Origin of the sequence: Pseudaquabacterium pictum, assembly GCF_005403045.1 — a bacterium.
Lineage (GTDB): Bacteria > Pseudomonadota > Gammaproteobacteria > Burkholderiales > Burkholderiaceae_C > Pseudaquabacterium > Pseudaquabacterium pictum.
Window position 1 is genome coordinate 874,433 of sequence record NZ_BJCL01000001.1, and the last position, 19,145, is coordinate 893,577.

Here is a 19,145-nt window from a genome sequence, read left to right on the forward strand (position 1 = left end):
TCAGCGCCGCTTCCAGGGCGGCGTTGCCCGCCCCAACCGACGCAGTGCCGCGGCACAAGCCGGGCGCAGAGCGTCCTGCCGCGCGGTGAGCCAGCCCACCGCGAACCAGGCCTGCGGGTCCTGCGCCACCAGGCTGCGGCCATGGGCCAGGGCCACGGCGGTGTCGTTGCGCTCGCCCAGCGCCTGCTGCGCCGGCTTCAGCCGCTGCAGCAGGCGGGCGGCCGGCTTGTCAGGCCACAGGCCGCTGCCCAGCTCGGTGAGGTAGCGCAGCCGCTTGATGCGCCGGCGCAGGCGGTGGCAGGCCTCGTCGTCCAGGCTGTCGAAACGCCTCGCATCCCGGCGGACCTGCCGCCACAGCCGCTGCAGCGGACCGGCCAGCGCACTGGCCGCGGGCGGGCTGGTGGCCGCGGGCACGGCGCCGTCGGACGGCAGTCCCAGCGCGATCAGCGCCAGCCACAGCTGCTGCGTGGCCGGTGCCCGCAGCAGCGCGGCAGGGTCGGGTGGCGCGCTGCCCGACACCGGCGCGGCCGGCAGCGGCGGTGCGCCGGCGGCCTGCAGGGCCGGCCACAACCCCTCGCCCAGGGCATCGGCATCGCGGGCGGCGCCCAGCGGCCGGCTCAGCGCGGCCAGCGCGGCGCGCATGGGCGGCAGCGGATCATCGGCTGCACAGTCGGCGTCGGCGGGCCAGGCGGCGCCCAGCACGCTGCGCAGCCGACGCAGGCCCACGCGCAGCTGGTGCAGGTGCTCGGACTCTGAAGGGCCGGCGGCCATCTGGCTGGCATTGGCCAGCACCTGGCGCAGGGTGTTGGACAGCATCGCCGCGCGGGCACGGTCCAGGTCGGCCTGGCGGTCCAGCCGCAGCGGCCGCGCCAGGGTCGGCGGGCTGCCGGGCAGGCCGGCGGCCAGGGTGTGGCCCAGCTCGCTCTTGCTGCGCATGTCCAACAGCAGGCCATGGCGCGCCACCCAGCGGCCGGCCAGGGCCAGCAGCGCCTGCGGTGGACCGGACAGCAGCTCGAACTCGATCTCGCACAGCGGCACGTGGCGGTCGCCGGCGCGCACCTCGCCCACGTCCAGCGCCAGCTCCACCACCGCCGCGCCGCTGCGCAGCACACGCCTGGTGCGCAGCACGCTGGTGGCATAGCGCTCCTGCAGCGGCGGCTGGCCGGCGTCGGCCAGCAGGCGGCGCAGCGCGTTGCCGGCGGCACTGCCATCGTGGCGGGCTATGTCGAGCGCCGGCCGCCCGGCGCCCGCCACCGGCACGTTGTGCTCCAACCGCTGCAGCGGGCCGCTGCCCTCGGCCTTGAGCGTCTGCACCCAGGCATCGCCTTCGCGGCGCAGGCGCAGCGCCATGCGCGCCTGGGCCAGGTGCTGCCCGGGGGTGTCGAAGTAGGCGGCTGCCAGCGGCTGCTGCTCTGCGCGGGCCGTGGCCACGGCCCGCTGCAGCGCGGCCAGGCGCGGCGCGGGGATGCGGAACTTGAGCTCGATTTCAGTGGCCATGCGGCCGATGCTGCCACGGCCGCCGTCAGCTGCCTGCTGCGCCGCCTTAAACTACCGGGTTACCCCTGATCTCTGCCCGAGGCCCGCCGCCATGCCGTTCTTCTGGAAGCCCTACACCTCCGACGTCACCAACTTCATCGGTGAACTCAAGGCCAAGAAGCCGACGCTGGAAGCCGAGCAGCGCGCCGGCCGCGCCCTGCTGTGGGACAAGCAGCTCGACCGCAGTGCGCTGGCCGACTACAGCGCCGCCAAGGTGCCGCAGTCGCCCTACGTGTACTTCACGCGCCCCAAGCAGCGCTGAGCGCGCGCTGACCCAGCGCCAGCCGCGCCGTGACCGACCCGGCCACCGGCCCCGCAGGTGAACCCCTGCACGCCCTGCCACCGGCCCCAGCGCCGGTGATGGCGCTGGCCGCGCCGCTGCCAGCAGACGAGGGCGCCGCCGGCGTGGCCGATGCCGAGCGCCTGCCGGTCGACCGCGTGGCGCTGGCCCGCCTGTATGGCGAGCCGCTGTTCCGCATGCCCACCGACCTGTACATCCCGCCGGATGCGCTGGAGGTGTTTCTCGAAGCCTTCGAGGGCCCGCTGGACCTGCTGCTGTACCTGATCCGCAAGCAGAACTTCAACATCCTCGACATCCCGCTGGCCGACGTGACGCGCCAGTACCTCGCTTATGTCGACCAGATCCGCAACCACAACCTGGAGCTGGCCAGCGAGTACCTGCTGATGGCGGCGATGCTCATCGAGATCAAGAGCCGCATGCTGCTGCCGCCGAAGAAGACCGACGACGGCAGCGAGGGGCCCGACCCGCGCGCCGAGCTGGTGCGCCGGCTGCTGGAGTACGAGCAGATGAAACTGGCCGCCGCCCGGCTGGACCAGCTGCCGGTGCTGGGCCGCGACTTCCTGCGCGCACAGGTGCACATCGAGCAGGCGCTGGCGCCGCGCTTTCCCGATGTCCACGTGGCCGACCTGCAGGCCGCGTGGATGGACATCGTGCAGCGTGCCCGGCTGAACCAGCACCACCGCATCAGCCGCGAGCAGCTGAGCGTGCGCGAGCACATGACCATCGTGCTGCGCACCCTCAGCGGACGCCGCTTCGTCGAGTTCCACGAGCTGTTCGACACCACCCGCGGCACGCCGGTGCTGGTGGTGACCTTCATCGCGATGCTGGAGCTGGCGCGCGAACACCTGCTCGAGATCACCCAGGCCGAGGCCTTCGCGCCGATCTACGTGCGCCTGGCCTACCGACCGGCCTGAGCGTCGCCACCGGCGAGCAGCCGGTCCACCAGCGCCAGCAGCCGGGCCATGTCGACCGGCTTGGTCAGGTAGTCGGCAAAGCCGGCGTCGCGGGCCTGGGCCAGGTCGTCGGGCATGGCGTTGGCGCTGACCGCGACCACCGGCACCTGCACCAGCCCGGGGTGCCGGCGCAGGCGGCGCAGCACCTCGAAGCCGTCGATGCCCGGCAGCTGGATGTCCAGCAGCACCAGGTCGGGCGGCTCGGCCACGGCCATGGCCAGACCGGTCTCGGGCAGATCGGCCAGGCGCAGGCTGATCCCCGGGCGGTGGGCCAGCATGCCCTCCATCAGCAACTGGTTGACGTCGTTGTCCTCGATGTAGAGCACCGAGCGGGCGCGGCTGGCATGCGCCGGCGCCGGCAGGGCCGGCAGCGGGCTGTCGGGCGCGCCGGCCAGCAGGCTACAGGCCGGCAACTGCAGCCAGAACACGCTGCCCTGGCCGGGCGTGCTGTCCACGCCGATCGTGCCGTGCATCAGCGCCACCAGGCTGCGGCTCAGCGCCAAGCCGATGCCGGTGCCCTCGACCGCGCCGTCCATGTCCAGCCGCTCGAAGGCCTGGAACAGCCGCGGCACCTGTTCGGGCGCGATGCCGGCGCCCTGGTCGGCCACCTCCAGGCGCACGCAGCCGGATTCGGCCAGCGCGATGACGCGCAGCCGCACCTCGCCGCCTTCGCGGTTGAACTTGATGGCGTTGGACAGCAGGTTCAGCAGCACCTGGCGCAACCGGGTGGCATCGGCCACCACCGCCGGGCCGCCGGGCTGCAGGCCCTCGGGCGCGGCCAGCACCACGCCACGATCCTGGGCCATCGGCTGCACCAGGGCCAGCGCATCGGGCACCAGGCAGGCCAGGCTGACCGGCTGCAGCGTCAGCTGCAGGTTGCCGCCCTCGATGCGGGCCACGTCCAGCACGTCGTTGATCAGCGCCAGCAGATGCTGGCCACCGCGCACCAGCGCGTCCAGCCGCTGGCGCTGGCCGGCGCCGGGCGGCTCGTCGCGGTCGGCCAGCAGCAGCTGGGCGAAGCCGAGGATGGCGTTCAGCGGCGTGCGCAGCTCGTGCGACATGCGCGACAGGAACTCGGACTTGGCCCGGTTGGCCGCCTCGGCCTCGTCGCGGGCGGCGATCAGCGCCTGTTCGGCGGCCACGCTGGCAGTCACGTCGGTGAAGGTGCGCACCAGGCTGCCGTCATCGGCAAAGTACGAGGCCACGTCCAGCACCGTGCCGTCCGGCCGGGTGCGGCGGTAGCGGTGGCCCGAGGTGACCGGCATGCCCCGCAGCGCGCTGGTCACGCTGAAGCGGCCACCATCGTCCATGCGCTCGAACTGCGCGCCGAACTCGTCCTGAGACCGCTGCCAGGCCAGCACCTCGACCAGCTGCGGCCGCCGGTCCATCAGGTCGGCAGGCACCCGCAGCAGTTCCAGGAAGCGGCGGTTCCAGGCGGTGCAGCGGCCTTCCGGGTCGACGTTCAGCACGCCCTGCACCAGGCTGTCGAGGGTGAGCGCCAGCACGCGCGACTTCTGCGCCAGCGCTGCGCTGGCCTGCCGCACCTGCTCGGCGGCGGCGCGCTGTGCGCTGATGTCGGAAAACAGCCCCAGCGCGCCGGTCTTGCGGCCGGCGGCATCGAACACTGGCGTGGCATTGTTGAAGCAGTGCACCAGGCGGCCGTCGGCCCGGGTCAGCGCGATCTCGTAGCCGCCAGCCTGGCCGGCGGCGCGCAGGGCCACCCCGCGGTCGAAGACGGCGCGGTTCTCGGCGTCGACGAATTCATAGATGCTGCGCCCCAGCAACTGCGACCGCTCCAGCCCCAGCATGCGGCACATCGCCGGGTTGGCATCGGTGGTGCGCAGGTCGTTGTCGATGTACCAGAAGCCCTGCTCGGTGCGCTCCAGCACCAGGGCCAGCATGCGCTGCTGCTCGTCGGCGGCGCGCCGGGTGGCCTCGCGCTCGGTGATGTCGACATGGAACAGCACCAGGCCGCCATCGGGCAAGGGGTTGCGCCGCACCTCGACCAGGCGGCCATCGGGCCGGCGCCGGCGCAGCACGCCGGGCGTGGCCGCGCCGAGCACGTGCAGCCGCTGGGCCATGCCTTCGGCGCCACTGTCGGGCCCGAAGGCGCCGTGGTCGGCCAGGTGCCGCACGCAGGTGTCCAGCGTGACGCCGGGCTGCAGCATGGCCGGCGGCAGCCCGGCCAGGTCGGCCACCTGGTCGTTCCAGGCGCGCAGGCGCTTGTCGCGGTCGAACACGCTGATGCCCAGGCCGGCATGGTCGAACACCTGCTGCAGCAGGGCCTGGGTGTCGCGCACATGCTGGGCGCTGGCGCGGCCGGCGCGCTGGGCCAGGGCCAGGTGGCGGCGCTCACGTTCAGCACGGCGGCCGGCCAGCGTCAGGATCGCCAGCAGCAGCACACCCATGACCAGCGCCAAGGCCGACGTGGGCGCCAGCGGAGCGCTGCTGCTGCCGAGGCGGGCCAGCAGCAGGACCAGCGACGGGCCGGCGAACAGCAGCGCCGCGGGCTGGTCGAACATGGTCAGGGTCAGCGCGGCAATCACCAGGCCGACCATCACGAACACCAGCGAGGACTGCAGCGTCGGATCGGCCAGCGAGACCGGCAGCCAGGCCGCCAGCCCCCAGACCAGGCCATGCGCCGCTGCACTGAGCCGGTAGCGCCGCAACCAGCGTGGCTGGTCGGCCAGCGGCACAGCGGCATCGGCCACGTCGGCGGGAGCCTGGGCACGGCGCTGGGCGGCGGCCAGCAGCACCCGCCCCAGCAGCACGCCGGCCAGCGCGGCCAGCCAGGCCAACAGCCGTGGCAGCGGGATCTGGCCCTGGGCTGTCCACAGCAGCAGGCCCGCCACCGCCAGGCTGGCCACGGCGGCGAGGCGGGCGCCGCTGGCATGCGCCCGCAGGCGCAGCGCATCCACCTCGGCCTGCAGGGCCACGCCTGCGGGCAGGCTGGAGGGCTGCGGTGATGGCATGTCCCATTCTGCGGCCAGCGCCTGCCGCCCCGGCCCCGCAGCATCCCGAAGACCGTGCGCGCCGGCAGTGCGCTGTGGCACAGTGCCGGATTGCCCCCGAGTACCGCGACCATGCCGCCCGACACCCCCACCCGCCCCCGCCCTGCCCACCGACCGGGACGCCGCTGATGGCGATCAAGGCCACCATCTACAAGGCGACGCTGCAGATCGCCGACATGGACCGCAACCTCTACGGTGAGCATGCCCTGACCGTGCCGCTGCAACCCAGCGAGACCGAAGAGCGGCTGATGGTGCGGCTGCTGGCCTATGCGCTGAACGTTCCCATGGACGATCTGCACGGCACGCTGCAACTGGCCCGCGGCATGGCCGATGCGGACGAGCCCGACCTGTGGCACAAGGACCTGTCGGACCAGTTGCTGCACTGGATCGAGGTGGGCCAGCCCGACGACCGCCGCCTGGCCAAGGCCTGCGGCAAGGCGCGACGGGTCAGCCTGTACTGCTACAGCCACTCGGCGGCCATCTGGTACGCCGGCATCGCCAACAAGATCACCCGGCTGCGCAACCTCGACATCTGGCAGCTGCCACACACCCAGAGCCAGGCCCTGGCGGCGATGGCCCAACGCTCGATGCAGCTGCAGGTCAGCATCCAGGACGGCCATGTCTACGTGAGCGACGGCAATGCCTCGGTCGAGGTGCTGCCGCAGCGGCTGTGGCAGGGGGGCGCATGAACGAGGCCGAGGATCCCTTCCTGTGGCTGGAAGAGGTACAGGGCGAACGCGCCCTGGCCTGGGTGCACGCCCGCAATGCCGAGAGCCGCGCCGTGCTGCAGCAGCACCCGCGCTTCGGCGCGATGCGCGATGGCTTCCGCGCCATCCTGGATTCGGCCGACAAGATCCCGCAGGTCAGCCGCCGCGGCGACTGGTTCTACAACCTGTGGCGCGATGCCAAGCACCCCCGCGGCCTGTGGCGGCGCACCACGCTGGCCAGCTTCCAGACCGCCACGCCGGATTGGGAGACGGTGCTGGACCTCGACGCCCTGGCCACTGCCGAAGGCGAGAACTGGGTGTGGGCCGGCGCCACCGCCCTGCCCCCCAGCTACCGCCACTGCCTGGTGCAGCTGTCGCGCGGCGGCGCCGATGCCACGGTGGTGCGCGAGTTCGACCTGGTGGGCAAGGCCTTCGTCACCGGCGGCTTCCAGCTGCCCGAGGCCAAGACCGACGTCACCTGGGAAGATGCCGACCACCTGCTGGTGGGCACCGACACCGGCCCCGGCTCGTTGACCGACTCGGGCTACCCGCGCACCGTGCGGCGCTGGCGGCGCGGCACGCCGCTGACTGAAGCCACGCTGGTGTTCGAAGGCCAGGCGCAGGATGTGTCGGTCTCGGCCTGGATCGACCACCGGCCCGGCGGTCGGCGCACCATCGTCAGCCGCGCCACCGATTTCTACAACAGCCTGCAGTTCCAGTTGCTGGAGGGCGACCGGCTGCAGCCCATCGCCATCCCCAGCGATGCCCACATCGGCTTCTGGCAGGACCGCGCCCTGCTGCAACTGCGCAGCGACTGGGCGCTGAACGGCACGCTGTGGCCGGCCGGCAGCCTGCTGGCCGGGGATGCCGCCGCGGTGCTGGCTGCCAGCGGCGACGCCGACCTGCCGCCACTGCAGGCGCTGTTCACGCCCACGGCCAGCCGTTCGCTGCAAGGTTGGGGCACCACCGCCAGCCAGGTGCTGCTGCAGGTGCTGGACAACGTGGCCGGCGTGCTGGCAGCCTGCCAGCCGCAGGCCGGCGGCTGGGTGCGCCGCGCCATCGCCGCGCCCCACCCGGGCAGCCTGGGTCTGCAGACCCTGCACGACGACAGCCTGGGCAGCGACGAGCAGGCCGACCCGCTGGCCGAGCAGTTCCTGCTGGGGTACACCGACTTCCTGACGCCCGATGCCCTGCTGCTGGGCCACACCGACGGCCGGCCCCTACAGACGCTGAAGTCCCGCCCGGCCTTCTTCGATGCCAAGGGCCTGCAGGTGCAGCAGCACTGGGCCACGTCGAAGGACGGCACCCGTGTGCCCTACTTCCTGGTCGCCCGCCAGGGCCTGGTGCTCGACGGCCGCCACCCCACGCTGTTGAACGGCTACGGCGGCTTCGAGATCGCCAAGCTACCGGTGTATTCGGCCGGCTGGGGCACGGCCTGGCTGGCCCATGGCGGCGTGGTGGCGGTGGCCAACATCCGTGGTGGCGGCGAGTTCGGCCCCGCCTGGCACCAGGCGGCGATCGGCGCCAACAAGCAGAAGAGCTACGACGACTTCGCCGCGGTGGCTGAAGACCTGATCGCCCGTGGCGTGACCCGTCCGCAGCGCCTGGCCATCCAGGGCGGCAGCAACGGCGGCCTGCTGGTGGGCGCGGTGATGCTGCAGCGGCCCGAGTTGTTCGGCGCGGTGCTGTGCCAGGTGCCGCTGCTGGACATGCGCCGCTACCACAGGCTGCTGGCCGGCGCCTCGTGGATGGCCGAGTACGGCAACCCGGATGTGCCGGAAGAATGGGCCTGGATCCGCGCCTACAGCCCGTACCAGAACCTGCGCCCCGGCCAGGTGCTGCCCCAGTTGCTGTTCACCACCAGCACGCGTGATGACCGCGTGCACCCCGGCCATGCCCGCAAGATGGCCGCGCGCATGGCGGCTCTGGGCTACCAGCCGCTGTACTTCGAGAACACCGAAGGCGGCCATGCCGGCGCGGCCGACAACGCCCAGAAGGCCGACATGCTGGCGCTGGAGTTCGCCTTCCTGTGGCAGGCGCTGGGCGAGGCCGACGCCGCCTGAATCAGCGGGACCAGGCCAGCGGCCCGGTCAGCCCGGACTATTTGAGGCGCGCGGCCGCCTCAGCCACGGCCTTCAACAGCTTCTTCAGCGCGTCCTCGGCAGCCCGCTTGGCCGCCAGGGAGTGGTCCGACTTGAACTCGTCGAACTCGGCACGGCCCTCGCCCTGCACCCGCACCTGCGTCACCGGCTTGTTCTGCAGATCGTTGAAGCTCAGGTTCAGCTCGACGGTGAACACCGTGGGTGGCCACGTCACGATGCTGGGGGAGAACGATGTCGTGCTGACGACCGGGACGACCAGAACGTTGACACCTTCGGCAGCGATCTTCGGATCACTCGGGCCGCTAACGCGTGCCACGTTGGCGAAGGTTTCGGACAGCACCGTGTACAGGCCGCCCTCCAGGTCGCGGTACGGCAGGTAGCTGACCTTGTCGCCGCCGCCGCCGGGCGTCACGACTTCCTGCTTGCGCTGGTCGTCGGTGACCACCAGGCCCACCTTGCGGTCGACCTTGACCTGGCCCGAGCCCATCAAGCGCGAGGCGTCGGTCGACAGGCTGATCGGATGGGCACAGCCGGTGAGTGCGGCCACCGCCAGCACTGCGGCACCCCAAAGCATTTGTCGGATCATGTCAGGCCCCCTGCTCAACGGATCGCTGCCTGGAAGCGGGCGTCAGCAAACAGCGTGGTCAGCAGTTTCTGCACCAGCACCGGGTACTGCTGCTGCGCCTTCGGAATCGCAACCGCACCGACGAACGAAGAGTCCCAGCTGTCGCTGGCGCGCAGCACGCTGTTGTAGCGTTCCTCGTTGCCGCGCAACACGATGAAGCGCACTTCGATCTCGCCACTGTTGGTCGAGAAGCCGCCAGCGGCGATGTCGTTCTTCAGCAATTCGCCGCGCACGTCGATGCCGGCATCCGGCTTGAACTTGCCGGCCAGCACCAGTTCCTGGCGCAGGGCATCGGCCAGGTAGGCGGCGTAGTCGCCACCGACCGGCGACTGCATGGGGTTGCCACGCAGGCTGATGCTGCTGGCGCCTTCCGCGCCGGACTTCACCTGGAACGTGCCGACCTTGATCGGTTGCGGATTCAGCTTCTTGATCTGCTCGACATTGGCGATCGAGGGCTGATAGACCGCTGCCTGGATCGCACAGCCGCTGGCGAGTGCGGCAGTGACCAGCATGGCTGCCAGCGTCGCGGTGCGCTGCCAGCGCGTGATCATGGAATTCATCTACTTCTTCTCCGTGGTGGTGGGGACAGGGGACGGCTCCGTGCTGCGCACGGGTTGGCCTGGTCGCTCATCGTTGCGGTCGATCACCAGGGTCTTGCCGAACACCAGTTGCATCCAGGTGGGATAGGTGTAGGCCGTGCCCTTGCTGTGGTCGATGATGGCGCCGATGCCGCCACCGATGAGGATGTTGCCGGCCATGCCGGCATTGGCCCGCGAGATCGCCCGTGCCACGGCATCTGGGTTGTCCGGGTGCCGGCAGACGATGTCCAGGTCCTTGTTGGACCGGCGGACCTGGCTGGTCTCGCCCGACCGCACCAGCGTGCTGCCGTAGTCGTTGGTCAGCCGGCACTCCGCGCCAGCGATGGCCTGGCCCTGCTGGGTCAGCGTTTCCAACCGGACCGGGTGAGTCGTCTCGTTGACGAACGTCGCGCAACCGGTGGTGGCCAGCACGGTGGCGCTGGCGATGATGGCTCTCAACAAGACACTCCCCTGTTTCTCTTTCTGGCGGTCAACTTCCGCCTATGGCCACGATGATAGCGAACCGAAACAGCCGGATTCGGCAGCAAGCGTCGGCGCCCATGCCGTTGCCGGCCGCCCCGCTGACGCCGCGCGCGCCGGTCTGATGCCATACGCGGGAAAGCCGATTTTGGCGCTATCGTCGGTCCACCCCGATCGCGCAGCGCGAGGATTTCACCCATGCATACCGACGCCCTGGCCGTGCTCGATTTCTGGTTCGGCCCGCCCGACGACCCCGGCCATGCGCAGCCGCGGCCGCAGTGGTTCACCAAGGACGATGCCTTCGACGACCAGATCCGCCAGCGCTTCGGCCCGCTGATCGAGCGCGCCCTGGTCGGTGACATCGACGACTGGCTGACCCGCCCGGTCGACCCGCTGCCGGCGCTGGCGCGGGTGATCGTGCTCGACCAGTTCACCCGCAACACCTTCCGCGGCACGGCGCGGGCCTTTGCGGGCGACGACATGGCACTGCAGACGGCCCGCGCTCTGGTGGCCAGCGGCGCCGACCGGGCGCTGACCGGCGTGCAGCGCCAGTTCGCCTACTTGCCCTTCGAGCATGCGGAAGACCTGTCGCACCAGCGCACCGCCGTGCAGCTGTTCCAGCAGCTGGCCGCAGACGAACCTGCCCGTGCCGAGCTGGTGGTGTGGGCGCAGAAGCACCTGGACATCGTGGCCCGCTTCGGCCGCTTTCCCCACCGCAATGCGGCGCTGGGCCGCGCCAGCACGGCCGAGGAAGCCGCCTTTCTGCTGACGCCCGGGTCGGGCTTCTGACCGCGATGGCCGGCTGGCTGCAGCGCCCGCCGGCCCCGCCGCTGGATGCCTGCGTGACGCGGCTGTGGACCAGCGCCCGCCCCGCCGGCCTGCCCCACGCCCGCGAGTGGAACCTGCCCACCGGCCTGGCCGATCTGGTGGTGCCGCTGGACCGGACAGCCCTGCGCCGCTTCCAGGGTGCCGACGATGTCCATGGCCACTGGCTGGCCGGCGGCGTGCTGCAAGGGCCGATGCTGGCGCCCACGCTGCGCGACACCGCCAGCGCGTCCATCGTGGTCGGCGTGCAGTTCCGACCCGGCGGCCTGCCGGCGCTGCTGGGCTTGCCGGCCGATGCGCTGGCCGGCCGCACGGTGGCGCTGGACGACCTGTGGCCCGGCTGGGCGGCTGCGCTGCGCACGCGGGTGGATGCGGCCGGCGCGCTGCACGACCCCGCGGCCCGGCTGCGCTGCCTGGAGCAGGCCCTGCTGGCCGCCTGCCTGCAGCCAGCCGTGCCCGATCCGCTGGTGGCCTGGGCCTTGCCGCGGTTGCAGGCCGGCGCGGCGGTGGGCGCGCTGCAGCGGCAGGCGGGCCTCTCGCCCACCACCTTCATCCGGCGCATGCGCGCGGCCTGCGGCCTGGCGCCGGCCGAATTGCGGGCCCTGCAGCGCCTGCAGGCGGCGCTGTGCGCCGGCCATGCCGGCCTGGCCTGGGCGGAGGTGGCGGCCGACTGCGGCTATGCCGACCAGGCCCATCTGGGCCGCGAGTTCCGTCGACTGACCGGCCACACGCCGGGCCAAGTGCGCCGCCTGGGCACGGCCTGGCCATCACACCTGGCCTGCACCTGAGCAGGCCAGCCGCCACGTCAGCCTGGAAATTCCTTCCAGACAGCCACGGCCGCAGCCGCTAAGGTGGCGCCACCGCTGACCCCTGACGGAGCCTGCCGCGATGATCCACGAAGCCTTTCCCTACCTGCGCGTGAACGGCGCAGCCGCTGCCATCGACTTCTACACCCGGGCCTTCGGCGCGGTGGAGAAGTTCCGCCTGGTCGAGCCCTCGGGCCGCATCGGCCATGCCGAGCTGCAGCTGGGTCCGGTCGTGCTGATGCTCAGCGAGGCGTTTCCCGAGTACGGCCTGTTGGCGCCCGGCGGCAACCACACGCTGGGCGCGTCCGTCCACCTGCACGTGGACGATGCCGATACCTGGGCGGCACGCGCCGTGGCCGCAGGTGCGGTGCTGGAGTCACCGATGAGCGACCAGTTCTATGGTGAGCGCAGTGGCCGGCTGCGCGACCCCTTCGGCCACCAGTGGCTGCTGGGCCATGCCATCGAGACGGTGACGCCCGAGGAGATGCAGCGCCGCTACACCGCGCTGTTCGACCCGCCGGCCTGAACCGGCTGTGTGCGCTGGCGGACGGACAAGCCCGCACCCAGCTGCCGACACTCCGCCATGGTCCCCCGAGCCGCCGGCATCCGCCGGCAGCCGACGGGACTGCACCGGAGAACCCATGAAGACAGCACTGCTCGCACTCGGCGCCCTGGTCATGTTCAGCGGCATGCCCGCCGTGGCCCAAGAGGCAGCACCCAAGACCCGCGCCGCCGTGCGGGCCGAAGCGGCCTCCGCGGTGAAGGACGGCACCATCGACAACGGCGAGGTCACCAAGCCCGCGGCGCCGATGAAGTCGACGAAGAACCGCGCCGAGGTCCGGCGTGAAGCGGCTGCAGCCGAGAAGGCCGGCACCCTGGTCAAGGGCGAAGGCCCCGGCGCTGCGGCCTCACGCCCCAACCAGGGCAGCCGCGCCGCGGTGCGCGCCGAGGCCGCCTCGGCCGTCAAGAGCGGCCAGATCGGCAAGGGCCCCGACGTCAAGAAGTGAAGCCGGCGGCCGCCGGCGTGCGCCTCAGGCGCCCGCCTGCTGCTCCTGCAGCAACCGCCACATCACCTTGCCCGAGCCGCTCTTGGGCAGCGCCTCGGCAAACTCCACGATGCGCGGCACCTTGTAGGCCGCCATGTGGTCGCGGGCCCAGGCGATGATGTCCTCGGGCTGCGCCGTGGCGCGGGCCTCGGCCCGCAGCACGACCACGGCCTTCACCGTCTCGCCGCGGTAGGCATCGCGGCTGCTGATCACGCAGGCCTCCTGCACCAGCGGGCACTTGAAGAGCATCAGCTCCACCTCGCTGGGCCACACCTTGAAGCCGCTGGCGTTGATCATGCGCTTGAGCCGGTCGGTGATGAAGAAGTAGCCCTCCTCGTCCATGCGGCCCAGGTCGCCGGTGCGGAAGAAGCGCTTGCCGTCCAGCTCGATGAAGGCGGCTTGGGTCGCCTCGGGGTGGCCCCAGTAGCCCATGAACACCTGCGGCCCGTGGCTGACGATCTCGCCGGTCTCGCCGATGGGCAGCTCGGCCAGGGTGTCGGGGTCGATGATGCGGCTGTCGGTGCCGATCACCGGGATGCCCAGGCACTGCAGCTTGGCCCGCTCCGGCGGATTGCTGTGGGTGGGCGCAGCGGTCTCGGTCAGGCCGTAGCCTTCGGCGAAGGTGATGCCGAATTCATCGATCAGCCGCTGCGCCACCGCCTGCGGCATGGCCGCGCCGCCGCCCGACAGGAAGCGCAGGCTGCGCAGGTCGAAGCTGGCGTAGTTCGGGCTGCCGAACAGGTCGATGATCATCGTGGGGATGCAGGTCCAGTGCGTAACCTGGTGGCGGGCGATCAGCCGGCCCGCCAGCTCGCGGTCCCAGCGCGGCAGGATGACGGCGGTGTTGCCGCCGGCCACCGGCCCCATGCAGCCGTAGATGAAGCCGGTGATGTGGAACATCGGCACCACGGCCAGCGTCACCGCCTCGGTGGTGCTGCAGCCCCAGATGCCGCCGCACATCACGTTGTGCATCAGCGTGCGGTGGGTGTGCATGCAGCCCTTGGGCAGACCGGTGGTGCCGCTGGTGTACGGCAGCAGGGCCAGGTCATCGGGCTGGGCGGTGTGCGGGCCGGGGCGGTGGGCCGGTTGGCGCCCGAAGGCCAGCGCGTCGGCCCAGCGGGTGACGCCGGTGGTGGCGGTGGCCGCGGGCAGCAGGGGATCGGCCTGCAGCCACTGCAGGATGGCTGGCGACGGCGTCTCGGCCGCGTCCAGCGTGGCCGGCATCGCGTCGGTGAAGCGGGTGGCGACGATGTGGCGCAACTGCTGCGCCGCCGGCAAGCGGGCATTGGCCTCGGCCACCGCGCCGGCCAGGTCGGCGGTGGTCAGGAACACCACCGTGCCGGGGTCGGTGATGTAGTGGCCCAGCTCGTCGGCCTTGTTCATCGGGTTGACCGGCACCACCACCGCATCGGCCCGCAGCACCGCATGCACCGCCACCACGAACTGCGGGCAGTTCTGCATCAGCACTGCGACGCGGTCGCCCTTCTTCACGCCATGAGCCTGCAGCCAGCCGGCCAGCGCCTCGGCCTGGGCATGCAGTTCGGCAAAGCGCAGCGGCTGGCCGAAGAACATGTAGGCCGGCTTGTCGGGGTAGCGGCGGGCGCTGACCTCGAGGTTGAACCACAGGCTGGTGTCGGGCAGCGGCAGCGTGCGGGGCAGGCGCTTGGGCCAGATGGCGAGATGGGGCGGACGGATGGCGGTCTGGGTCATGGCGCGGGCGGATGGGCGGACAGGGCGGCAGTTGGCCGCAGGAAGCGGGGAAACCCGAGGGTGTACCGCAGCATGCTGCACTGCGGCAAGGGCGGGAACCCGCGGGCTGTCACGGCGGCGACGGCCGGGCCGGCGGCAGCAGCCACGCCGGCTCGGCGCGCATGGACGGCCTGGGCGCCGCCGCGGTCACTGCCCCGCCGGCGGCTGCCACAGCTCCAGCTTGTTGCCCTCCGGGTCGATCACCCAGCCGAAGCTGCCGTGCTCGGATGTCTCGACCTTGTCGTCCACCTGCACGCCCTCGGCCCGCAGCGTGGCCAGCAGCGCCTGCAGATCATCGACGCGGTAATTGACCATGAAGGGCGCGGTGCTGGGCGCGAAGTAGCCGGTGTCGACCGGGAACGGGCTCCACACCGTGGTGCCGACACCGCCCGAATTGTCGTCGCCCTGCCAGCGGAAGGCCGCGCCACCCCAAGGCTGGACGTCGATGCCCAGGTGCTGGCGGTACCAGGCGCCCAGCGCTGCCGGATCCTTGGCCTTGAAGAAGACGCCGCCGATGCCGGTGACACGTTTCATGTTCGCTCCAGTCGTCAGGAAAGGCCGATGCCCAACGCCGTCAGGCCGCGCCGGTGGGCGGCGCGGCCGGCAGAAACGCCTGCTGCGCCGGCGAGCCGGGCAGCGGCAGCAGATCGGCCACCCACGGCAAGGCCGAGTGCTGCCAGATCTGCACGGCGGGCGTGAGCTGTGCCCGCTGCGTGACGCAGCCCAGCCGGATGACGACGGATGTCGGGTTCTCTGGCGCCGTGGCCCACAGCGGCGTGGCGCATTCAGGGCAGAACACCTGGGCGCGGCGGTTGCCGCTGTCGGCCAGCTTCACGTAGCTTTTGGTGGTGCCCGTGACGTGCAGGGTGTCGTACGGCGCGACGGCCACCGCGCGGAACGGCGCGCCCGACAGCACCTGGCAATCGGCGCAGTGGCAGACCATCACCCGGCCGGGATCGATCAATGCCGTGAAGCGGACCGCACCGCAGTGGCAGGAACCGTCGATGTGCATGGAGTTCTCCAGGATCGGGATGATCGGCGGGATTGTGAGGCCCCCGCCTGTCCACACCAAGACAGCGCCGCGGTGGAGGCCGGCAGTGTCACCGGGGCGTGACGGCCCGCTCGATCATCTTGTCCTGCAGCGTCATCTCGGGCGCTGCGGCACCGGTCTCCGGCGGCAGCGGCGTCGGCTTGGTGCCAGACACCACATTGACCGTGCCCTGGCCGAGCTTGGCCTCACGTGTGCCGGGCGGGCAGTGGGTGTTGGTGTAGGTGATCTGGGCGCCGCCAGTGCACTTGCGCAGCACCCCCACCGGCGCGGGCGCGCCCTTGGGCGGCGCCTTCACCACCGTGGTGGTGTCGCGGATCGAGCCGTTGTCGAAGACGATCGGCTTCGGCCCGGGCCGGGCATCGGCGCCGGCGCGTGACAGCGCGGGCGCCAGCAGCTTCCAGCCGACGGCTGCCGCCAGCAGAACCAGGAAACCGATCGCAAGGTGTTTGATGGACATGCCGGAGCTGGAGTCAGGGCTGGATTCTCACCCGCAGGGGCCCGCAGACCGGGCCCGTCGGCTGGTCACCGACCGATGGCCCGCGCGGGGTTCACGCCGCACCCCAGAGCCCAACGCTTCCAAAGGCATACAGCCCCAGGGCAAACCACATCGGCGCCACCATCAGCACGCCGACCACGCTGGCCACGATCACAGCCCGATCGCCATGCGATGCCCGAAGCTGGCGGGTCTTGGGCATGCGGTGCTGCAGGACCGCAAACACGACGAAGCCGACGACGAAGAGTTGCCAGAACCCCGCAAACAGGATCGGCACCGCGTGGATGTGACCGTAGACGCCCAGCAAACCCACGCAGAGCAGCAGGTAGGACACCACCTGCTCGACCCAGGCACCACGCGTGAACTGCGCCATCGGCGTGCGCCTGGTGCGCATGAACAGCGACGCGAGCAACGTGCCCACCACGTAGACCAGCATCAGCCAGAAGTAGGTGTCGAGGAGCATGGCGGCGGGTTGGGTAGGGCGGGGATGACAGCCGGGCCGCCATGGTGCAGCAGGGGTGCTGTTCAGAGGCCGGTTGTGCGTGTGGCCTGGTAGGCCTGAATGGCTGGCAGCAGGGCTTCGCGTCGTTTCAGGCTGTCAGGCGGCCAGTGGTCGTCGCGCTCATAGTATTCATCCACGGCCGGCGCGCCACCCTGGAGGTTGACCCAAGGCTGCTTGGACCGCGTGAAGATGTGGATCTCGGGTGGACAGGCATCCGGGTTGTCGAGCGTGCCCACACGGACAAACTTGGTGACGGGCCCGGCACCGGCATAGTGGCTCCAGACGGCGACGCGGCAGTGGGGGCAGCGCGCAATTTGCTGCCCCAGCCCACTGTCGGATGGCGTGTCGACCAGTTCCGGCGGCGCGCCGAGATTGACGACGCGGTCGCTCTCGATCATGGCGTTGAGCGCGAAGGCCGCGCCGCTTTCTCGCTGGCACCACCGGCAGTGACAGCAGTGGACGAACAGGGGCCTCGTTTCCATGCGGTAACGAATGGTCCCGCAATCGCATCCGCCTTCCAAGGGGTATTCAACAGGACTGTGCATGGTGGGTGGCGCAGACGTCTGCGTCTATCGATGAGAACAACTGCAGACCTGCAGCCTGTGGCTGAAGGCCAGGATGGAAATGGAGGGCCTTTGGCCGCATGCCCCGATGGGTGAATTTGAGCGCATGGTCAGGCGGCAATTTGGGCTTGTGGTCTGCTGTTTGAAAGTGCCTAGATGCCGGCGTGATTCAAACGGTCGCTCAAGCGAGCTTCAACCTGATGTGCGCCGAGCTTGGTTTAGAAGGCCATGCCCCTGATGTTGGGCGCCTTGACGCTCCAATCCAAGCTGCCGCATCCGTTCTCGAGGGCGTGCATGGCCACCCAATGCATCAGGTGTCTTCCGGTGTTTCGACCGCGGTGGTTCTTTCGGACACAGCGTCCCGTCAAGACGCATGGCTTCCGCCCTTCGGGCTTCGGACCGTTCTCTGTGTGGCCTGTTGCGGCGATGGCGATGCGCATCTTCTCCCTCGATCGCCAACCTTCGAGGCAATGCGCCAACGGCGGTAGCAGCACCCGACATCTCGGCATGCGCGTTACTCGCTAAGCGCAGAATGAACCTGCGCAATGATGTTCTCGACCTGCTTCTCGGAGTAGCCCACGAACCTGCGCTGCACCTTGCCATCCCTGCCGATGACGACCAGGTGCGGAATACCTTTCACGCCATATGCACGGGATATCGAGCCAGTGGTGTCGTGGACGAAAGTCAACGCGAGGCTCTTGGCCGCACTGCCAATCTGCTTGAACCGATCCTTGCTCTCGATGCTGATGGCGACCACCTTGACGCGGTCAGGCCCAATCACCTTCTGCATGCCCTCCAAAAGCGGCAGTTCCAGCTGACATGGGCCGCACCAGGATGCCCAGAACGTTGCAACGACGACCTTGCCTTGGTGTGCAGAGACGAGGAAGTCTTGCCCTTCATAGGTCTTGCCCAGCAGGTCTGGGGCGGGCGCTCCGATGTCGACCTGCGCAATTGACTGGACAGACGCAGCCGCCAGAACGGCAGCCAGCAGTGCTGGGCGGATTCTCATGTGATCAATCTCCCTTGCGCGCGACAGCGCCGGCTGTGTCGCCTTGCGTTGGAGCCAACCAGACCAGATCGGTATGTGGCCGAAGACCAAGAATGAAATGGCGGACCTGTGGCCACATGCCGCCTTGGGTCCGATTGAACGAATGATCAGGCCACACTGCGCGTGAATTCCATGGTCCAGTTCGTTTCCCAGCTGGTGCCGCCGTCAGCGGAAAACGCTTGCTCCCAAGTTGCAGCGTTCACCGACTTCTTTTTCCACAGGAAACGGACTTTGATCGGCTTGCCATCCAGAAAGTCATCTGCGTAGAACGATCCAACATCTTCGCAGAAGCTGCCGACAACGGGCGCATCAAGATTGTGCGGGGCTCTTCCATCCAGCCACCAGATCGCCCATGTTCTGCTTGCCGAGTCATAGGATCTGATTGCAGCTGCGCGCACTTCACCGCCGGGAAAATACAAGACATTGTCTTCGAGGTTGCCAAAGCCATCAAGAATCTTGCGTGTACTGGATCTGCCTTTGAACTCTGTCCAGGTATCACACCCACACAGACGTTCGTTGAGCCGCCGATGGTTGACAGTCCAGTCTCCAATGATGAAATCAAAGTCCACCGGCGTGTGCTTGTCAGTTGGGTGCTGCATTGCTTGTAGACGTGCGTGGCTGTACGGAGAATAGACGGCCTAAGGACGCTCTGCACAACACGGCGACCGATATGGCAGCGCCTTGCAATTTGATCGGGGTCGGGCAATTGCGGTCCGAGTTGACGCTTGCAACGAGATCGCAAGGTGCCCGCGACGCGTTGTGCCGCTTG

At 70.1% G+C, this 19,145-nt stretch carries 22 protein-coding genes; 8 read left to right on the forward strand and 14 right to left on the reverse strand.

Annotated features, from left to right (window positions below):
- Nucleotides 1–1,497 carry a CYTH and CHAD domain-containing protein gene (locus FFT10_RS03910; RefSeq protein ID WP_137731429.1) on the reverse strand — a complete coding sequence of 499 codons (1,497 nt, stop codon included), beginning with the start codon at nt 1,495–1,497 and terminating at the stop codon, nt 1–3.
- Between the two features lie 91 nt (nt 1,498–1,588).
- Between FFT10_RS03910 and FFT10_RS03915 the strand changes: the two genes are divergently transcribed.
- Nucleotides 1,589–1,798, forward strand: a complete 210-nt coding sequence (locus FFT10_RS03915; protein ID WP_137731430.1) for a DUF3460 family protein — start codon at nt 1,589–1,591, stop codon at nt 1,796–1,798.
- Between the two features lie 98 nt (nt 1,799–1,896).
- Entirely contained in the window at nt 1,897–2,751 is an 855-nt protein-coding gene (locus FFT10_RS03920; RefSeq protein WP_137731502.1) for a segregation and condensation protein A, read from the forward strand.
- Here FFT10_RS03920 and FFT10_RS28550 read toward each other — a convergent pair.
- Nucleotides 2,736–5,762 carry a PAS-domain containing protein gene (locus FFT10_RS28550; RefSeq protein WP_137731431.1) on the reverse strand — a complete coding sequence of 1,009 codons (3,027 nt, stop codon included), beginning with the start codon at nt 5,760–5,762 and terminating at the stop codon, nt 2,736–2,738. The two genes, FFT10_RS03920 and FFT10_RS28550, sit on opposite strands and share 16 nt — an antisense overlap.
- A 167-nt stretch (nt 5,763–5,929) precedes the next feature.
- On the opposite strand from FFT10_RS28550, the gene FFT10_RS03930 reads away from it, so the two are divergent.
- On the forward strand, nt 5,930–6,490 hold the full coding sequence (locus tag FFT10_RS03930) for a YaeQ family protein (RefSeq protein ID WP_137731432.1): 561 nt from the start codon (nt 5,930–5,932) through the stop codon (nt 6,488–6,490).
- Nucleotides 6,487–8,571, forward strand: coding sequence for a prolyl oligopeptidase family serine peptidase (locus FFT10_RS03935; RefSeq protein WP_137731433.1), 2,085 nt, complete (start codon nt 6,487–6,489; stop codon nt 8,569–8,571). The genes FFT10_RS03930 and FFT10_RS03935 overlap by 4 nt, the downstream gene beginning before the upstream one ends.
- A 37-nt stretch (nt 8,572–8,608) precedes the next feature.
- Here FFT10_RS03935 and FFT10_RS03940 read toward each other — a convergent pair whose 3' ends face one another.
- Genes FFT10_RS03940 through FFT10_RS03950 form a run of 3 tightly spaced genes read right to left on the reverse strand, consistent with a single transcriptional unit; the run spans nt 8,609 to nt 10,245 of the window.
- Nucleotides 8,609–9,184 (reverse strand): hypothetical protein, encoded by a 576-nt coding sequence (locus FFT10_RS03940; RefSeq protein WP_137731434.1) that lies wholly within the window; start codon nt 9,182–9,184, stop codon nt 8,609–8,611.
- A gap of 26 nt (nt 9,185–9,210) precedes the next feature.
- The gene (locus FFT10_RS03945; RefSeq protein ID WP_228026933.1) at nt 9,211–9,795 is read right to left on the reverse strand and encodes a hypothetical protein; all 585 of its coding nucleotides are present in this window, start codon (nt 9,793–9,795) and stop codon (nt 9,211–9,213) included.
- Nucleotides 9,796–10,245 (reverse strand): hypothetical protein, encoded by a 450-nt coding sequence (locus FFT10_RS03950; protein WP_228026934.1) that lies wholly within the window; start codon nt 10,243–10,245, stop codon nt 9,796–9,798.
- Between the two features lie 246 nt (nt 10,246–10,491).
- Between FFT10_RS03950 and FFT10_RS03955 the strand changes: the two genes are divergently transcribed.
- The 4 genes from FFT10_RS03955 (at nt 10,492) to FFT10_RS03970 (ending at nt 12,931) form a co-directional block, all read left to right on the forward strand.
- On the forward strand, nt 10,492–11,082 hold the full coding sequence (locus FFT10_RS03955; RefSeq protein WP_137731436.1) for a DUF924 family protein: 591 nt from the start codon (nt 10,492–10,494) through the stop codon (nt 11,080–11,082).
- 5 nt (nt 11,083–11,087) lie between these two features.
- Entirely contained in the window at nt 11,088–11,906 is an 819-nt protein-coding gene (locus tag FFT10_RS03960; RefSeq protein WP_137731437.1) for a helix-turn-helix domain-containing protein, read from the forward strand.
- Between the two features lie 100 nt (nt 11,907–12,006).
- A complete protein-coding gene (locus tag FFT10_RS03965; RefSeq protein ID WP_137731438.1) occupies nt 12,007–12,450 on the forward strand; it encodes a VOC family protein in 444 nt (147 codons plus the stop codon).
- Nucleotides 12,451–12,565: 115 nt separating this feature from the next.
- On the forward strand, nt 12,566–12,931 hold the full coding sequence (locus FFT10_RS03970; RefSeq protein WP_137731439.1) for a DUF4148 domain-containing protein: 366 nt from the start codon (nt 12,566–12,568) through the stop codon (nt 12,929–12,931).
- Nucleotides 12,932–12,955: 24 nt separating this feature from the next.
- Here FFT10_RS03970 and FFT10_RS03975 read toward each other — a convergent pair whose 3' ends face one another.
- From FFT10_RS03975 to FFT10_RS04015, 9 genes are all read right to left on the reverse strand, one after another.
- Nucleotides 12,956–14,665 (reverse strand): long-chain fatty acid--CoA ligase, encoded by a 1,710-nt coding sequence (locus FFT10_RS03975; protein WP_373282459.1) that lies wholly within the window; start codon nt 14,663–14,665, stop codon nt 12,956–12,958.
- Between the two features lie 201 nt (nt 14,666–14,866).
- A complete protein-coding gene (locus FFT10_RS03980) occupies nt 14,867–15,253 on the reverse strand; it encodes a VOC family protein (RefSeq protein WP_137731441.1) in 387 nt (128 codons plus the stop codon).
- A gap of 40 nt (nt 15,254–15,293) precedes the next feature.
- Complete coding sequence (locus tag FFT10_RS03985; RefSeq protein WP_137731442.1) at nt 15,294–15,731, reverse strand: GFA family protein; 438 nt, start codon at nt 15,729–15,731, stop codon at nt 15,294–15,296.
- A gap of 88 nt (nt 15,732–15,819) precedes the next feature.
- Nucleotides 15,820–16,227 carry a hypothetical protein gene (locus FFT10_RS03990; RefSeq protein WP_137731443.1) on the reverse strand — a complete coding sequence of 136 codons (408 nt, stop codon included), beginning with the start codon at nt 16,225–16,227 and terminating at the stop codon, nt 15,820–15,822.
- A gap of 91 nt (nt 16,228–16,318) precedes the next feature.
- Entirely contained in the window at nt 16,319–16,726 is a 408-nt protein-coding gene (locus tag FFT10_RS03995; RefSeq protein ID WP_137731444.1) for a hypothetical protein, read from the reverse strand.
- Nucleotides 16,727–16,788: 62 nt separating this feature from the next.
- On the reverse strand, nt 16,789–17,310 hold the full coding sequence (locus FFT10_RS04000) for a GFA family protein (protein WP_137731445.1): 522 nt from the start codon (nt 17,308–17,310) through the stop codon (nt 16,789–16,791).
- Nucleotides 17,311–17,546: 236 nt separating this feature from the next.
- Nucleotides 17,547–17,837 carry a GNAT family N-acetyltransferase gene (locus FFT10_RS04005; RefSeq protein ID WP_137731446.1) on the reverse strand — a complete coding sequence of 97 codons (291 nt, stop codon included), beginning with the start codon at nt 17,835–17,837 and terminating at the stop codon, nt 17,547–17,549.
- Nucleotides 17,838–17,842: 5 nt separating this feature from the next.
- Nucleotides 17,843–18,337, reverse strand: coding sequence for a TlpA family protein disulfide reductase (locus tag FFT10_RS04010; protein ID WP_137731447.1), 495 nt, complete (start codon nt 18,335–18,337; stop codon nt 17,843–17,845).
- A 146-nt stretch (nt 18,338–18,483) separates the two neighbouring features.
- On the reverse strand, nt 18,484–18,945 hold the full coding sequence (locus FFT10_RS04015; protein WP_228026935.1) for a DUF1579 domain-containing protein: 462 nt from the start codon (nt 18,943–18,945) through the stop codon (nt 18,484–18,486).
- Nucleotides 18,946–19,145: the final 200 nt, after the last annotated feature.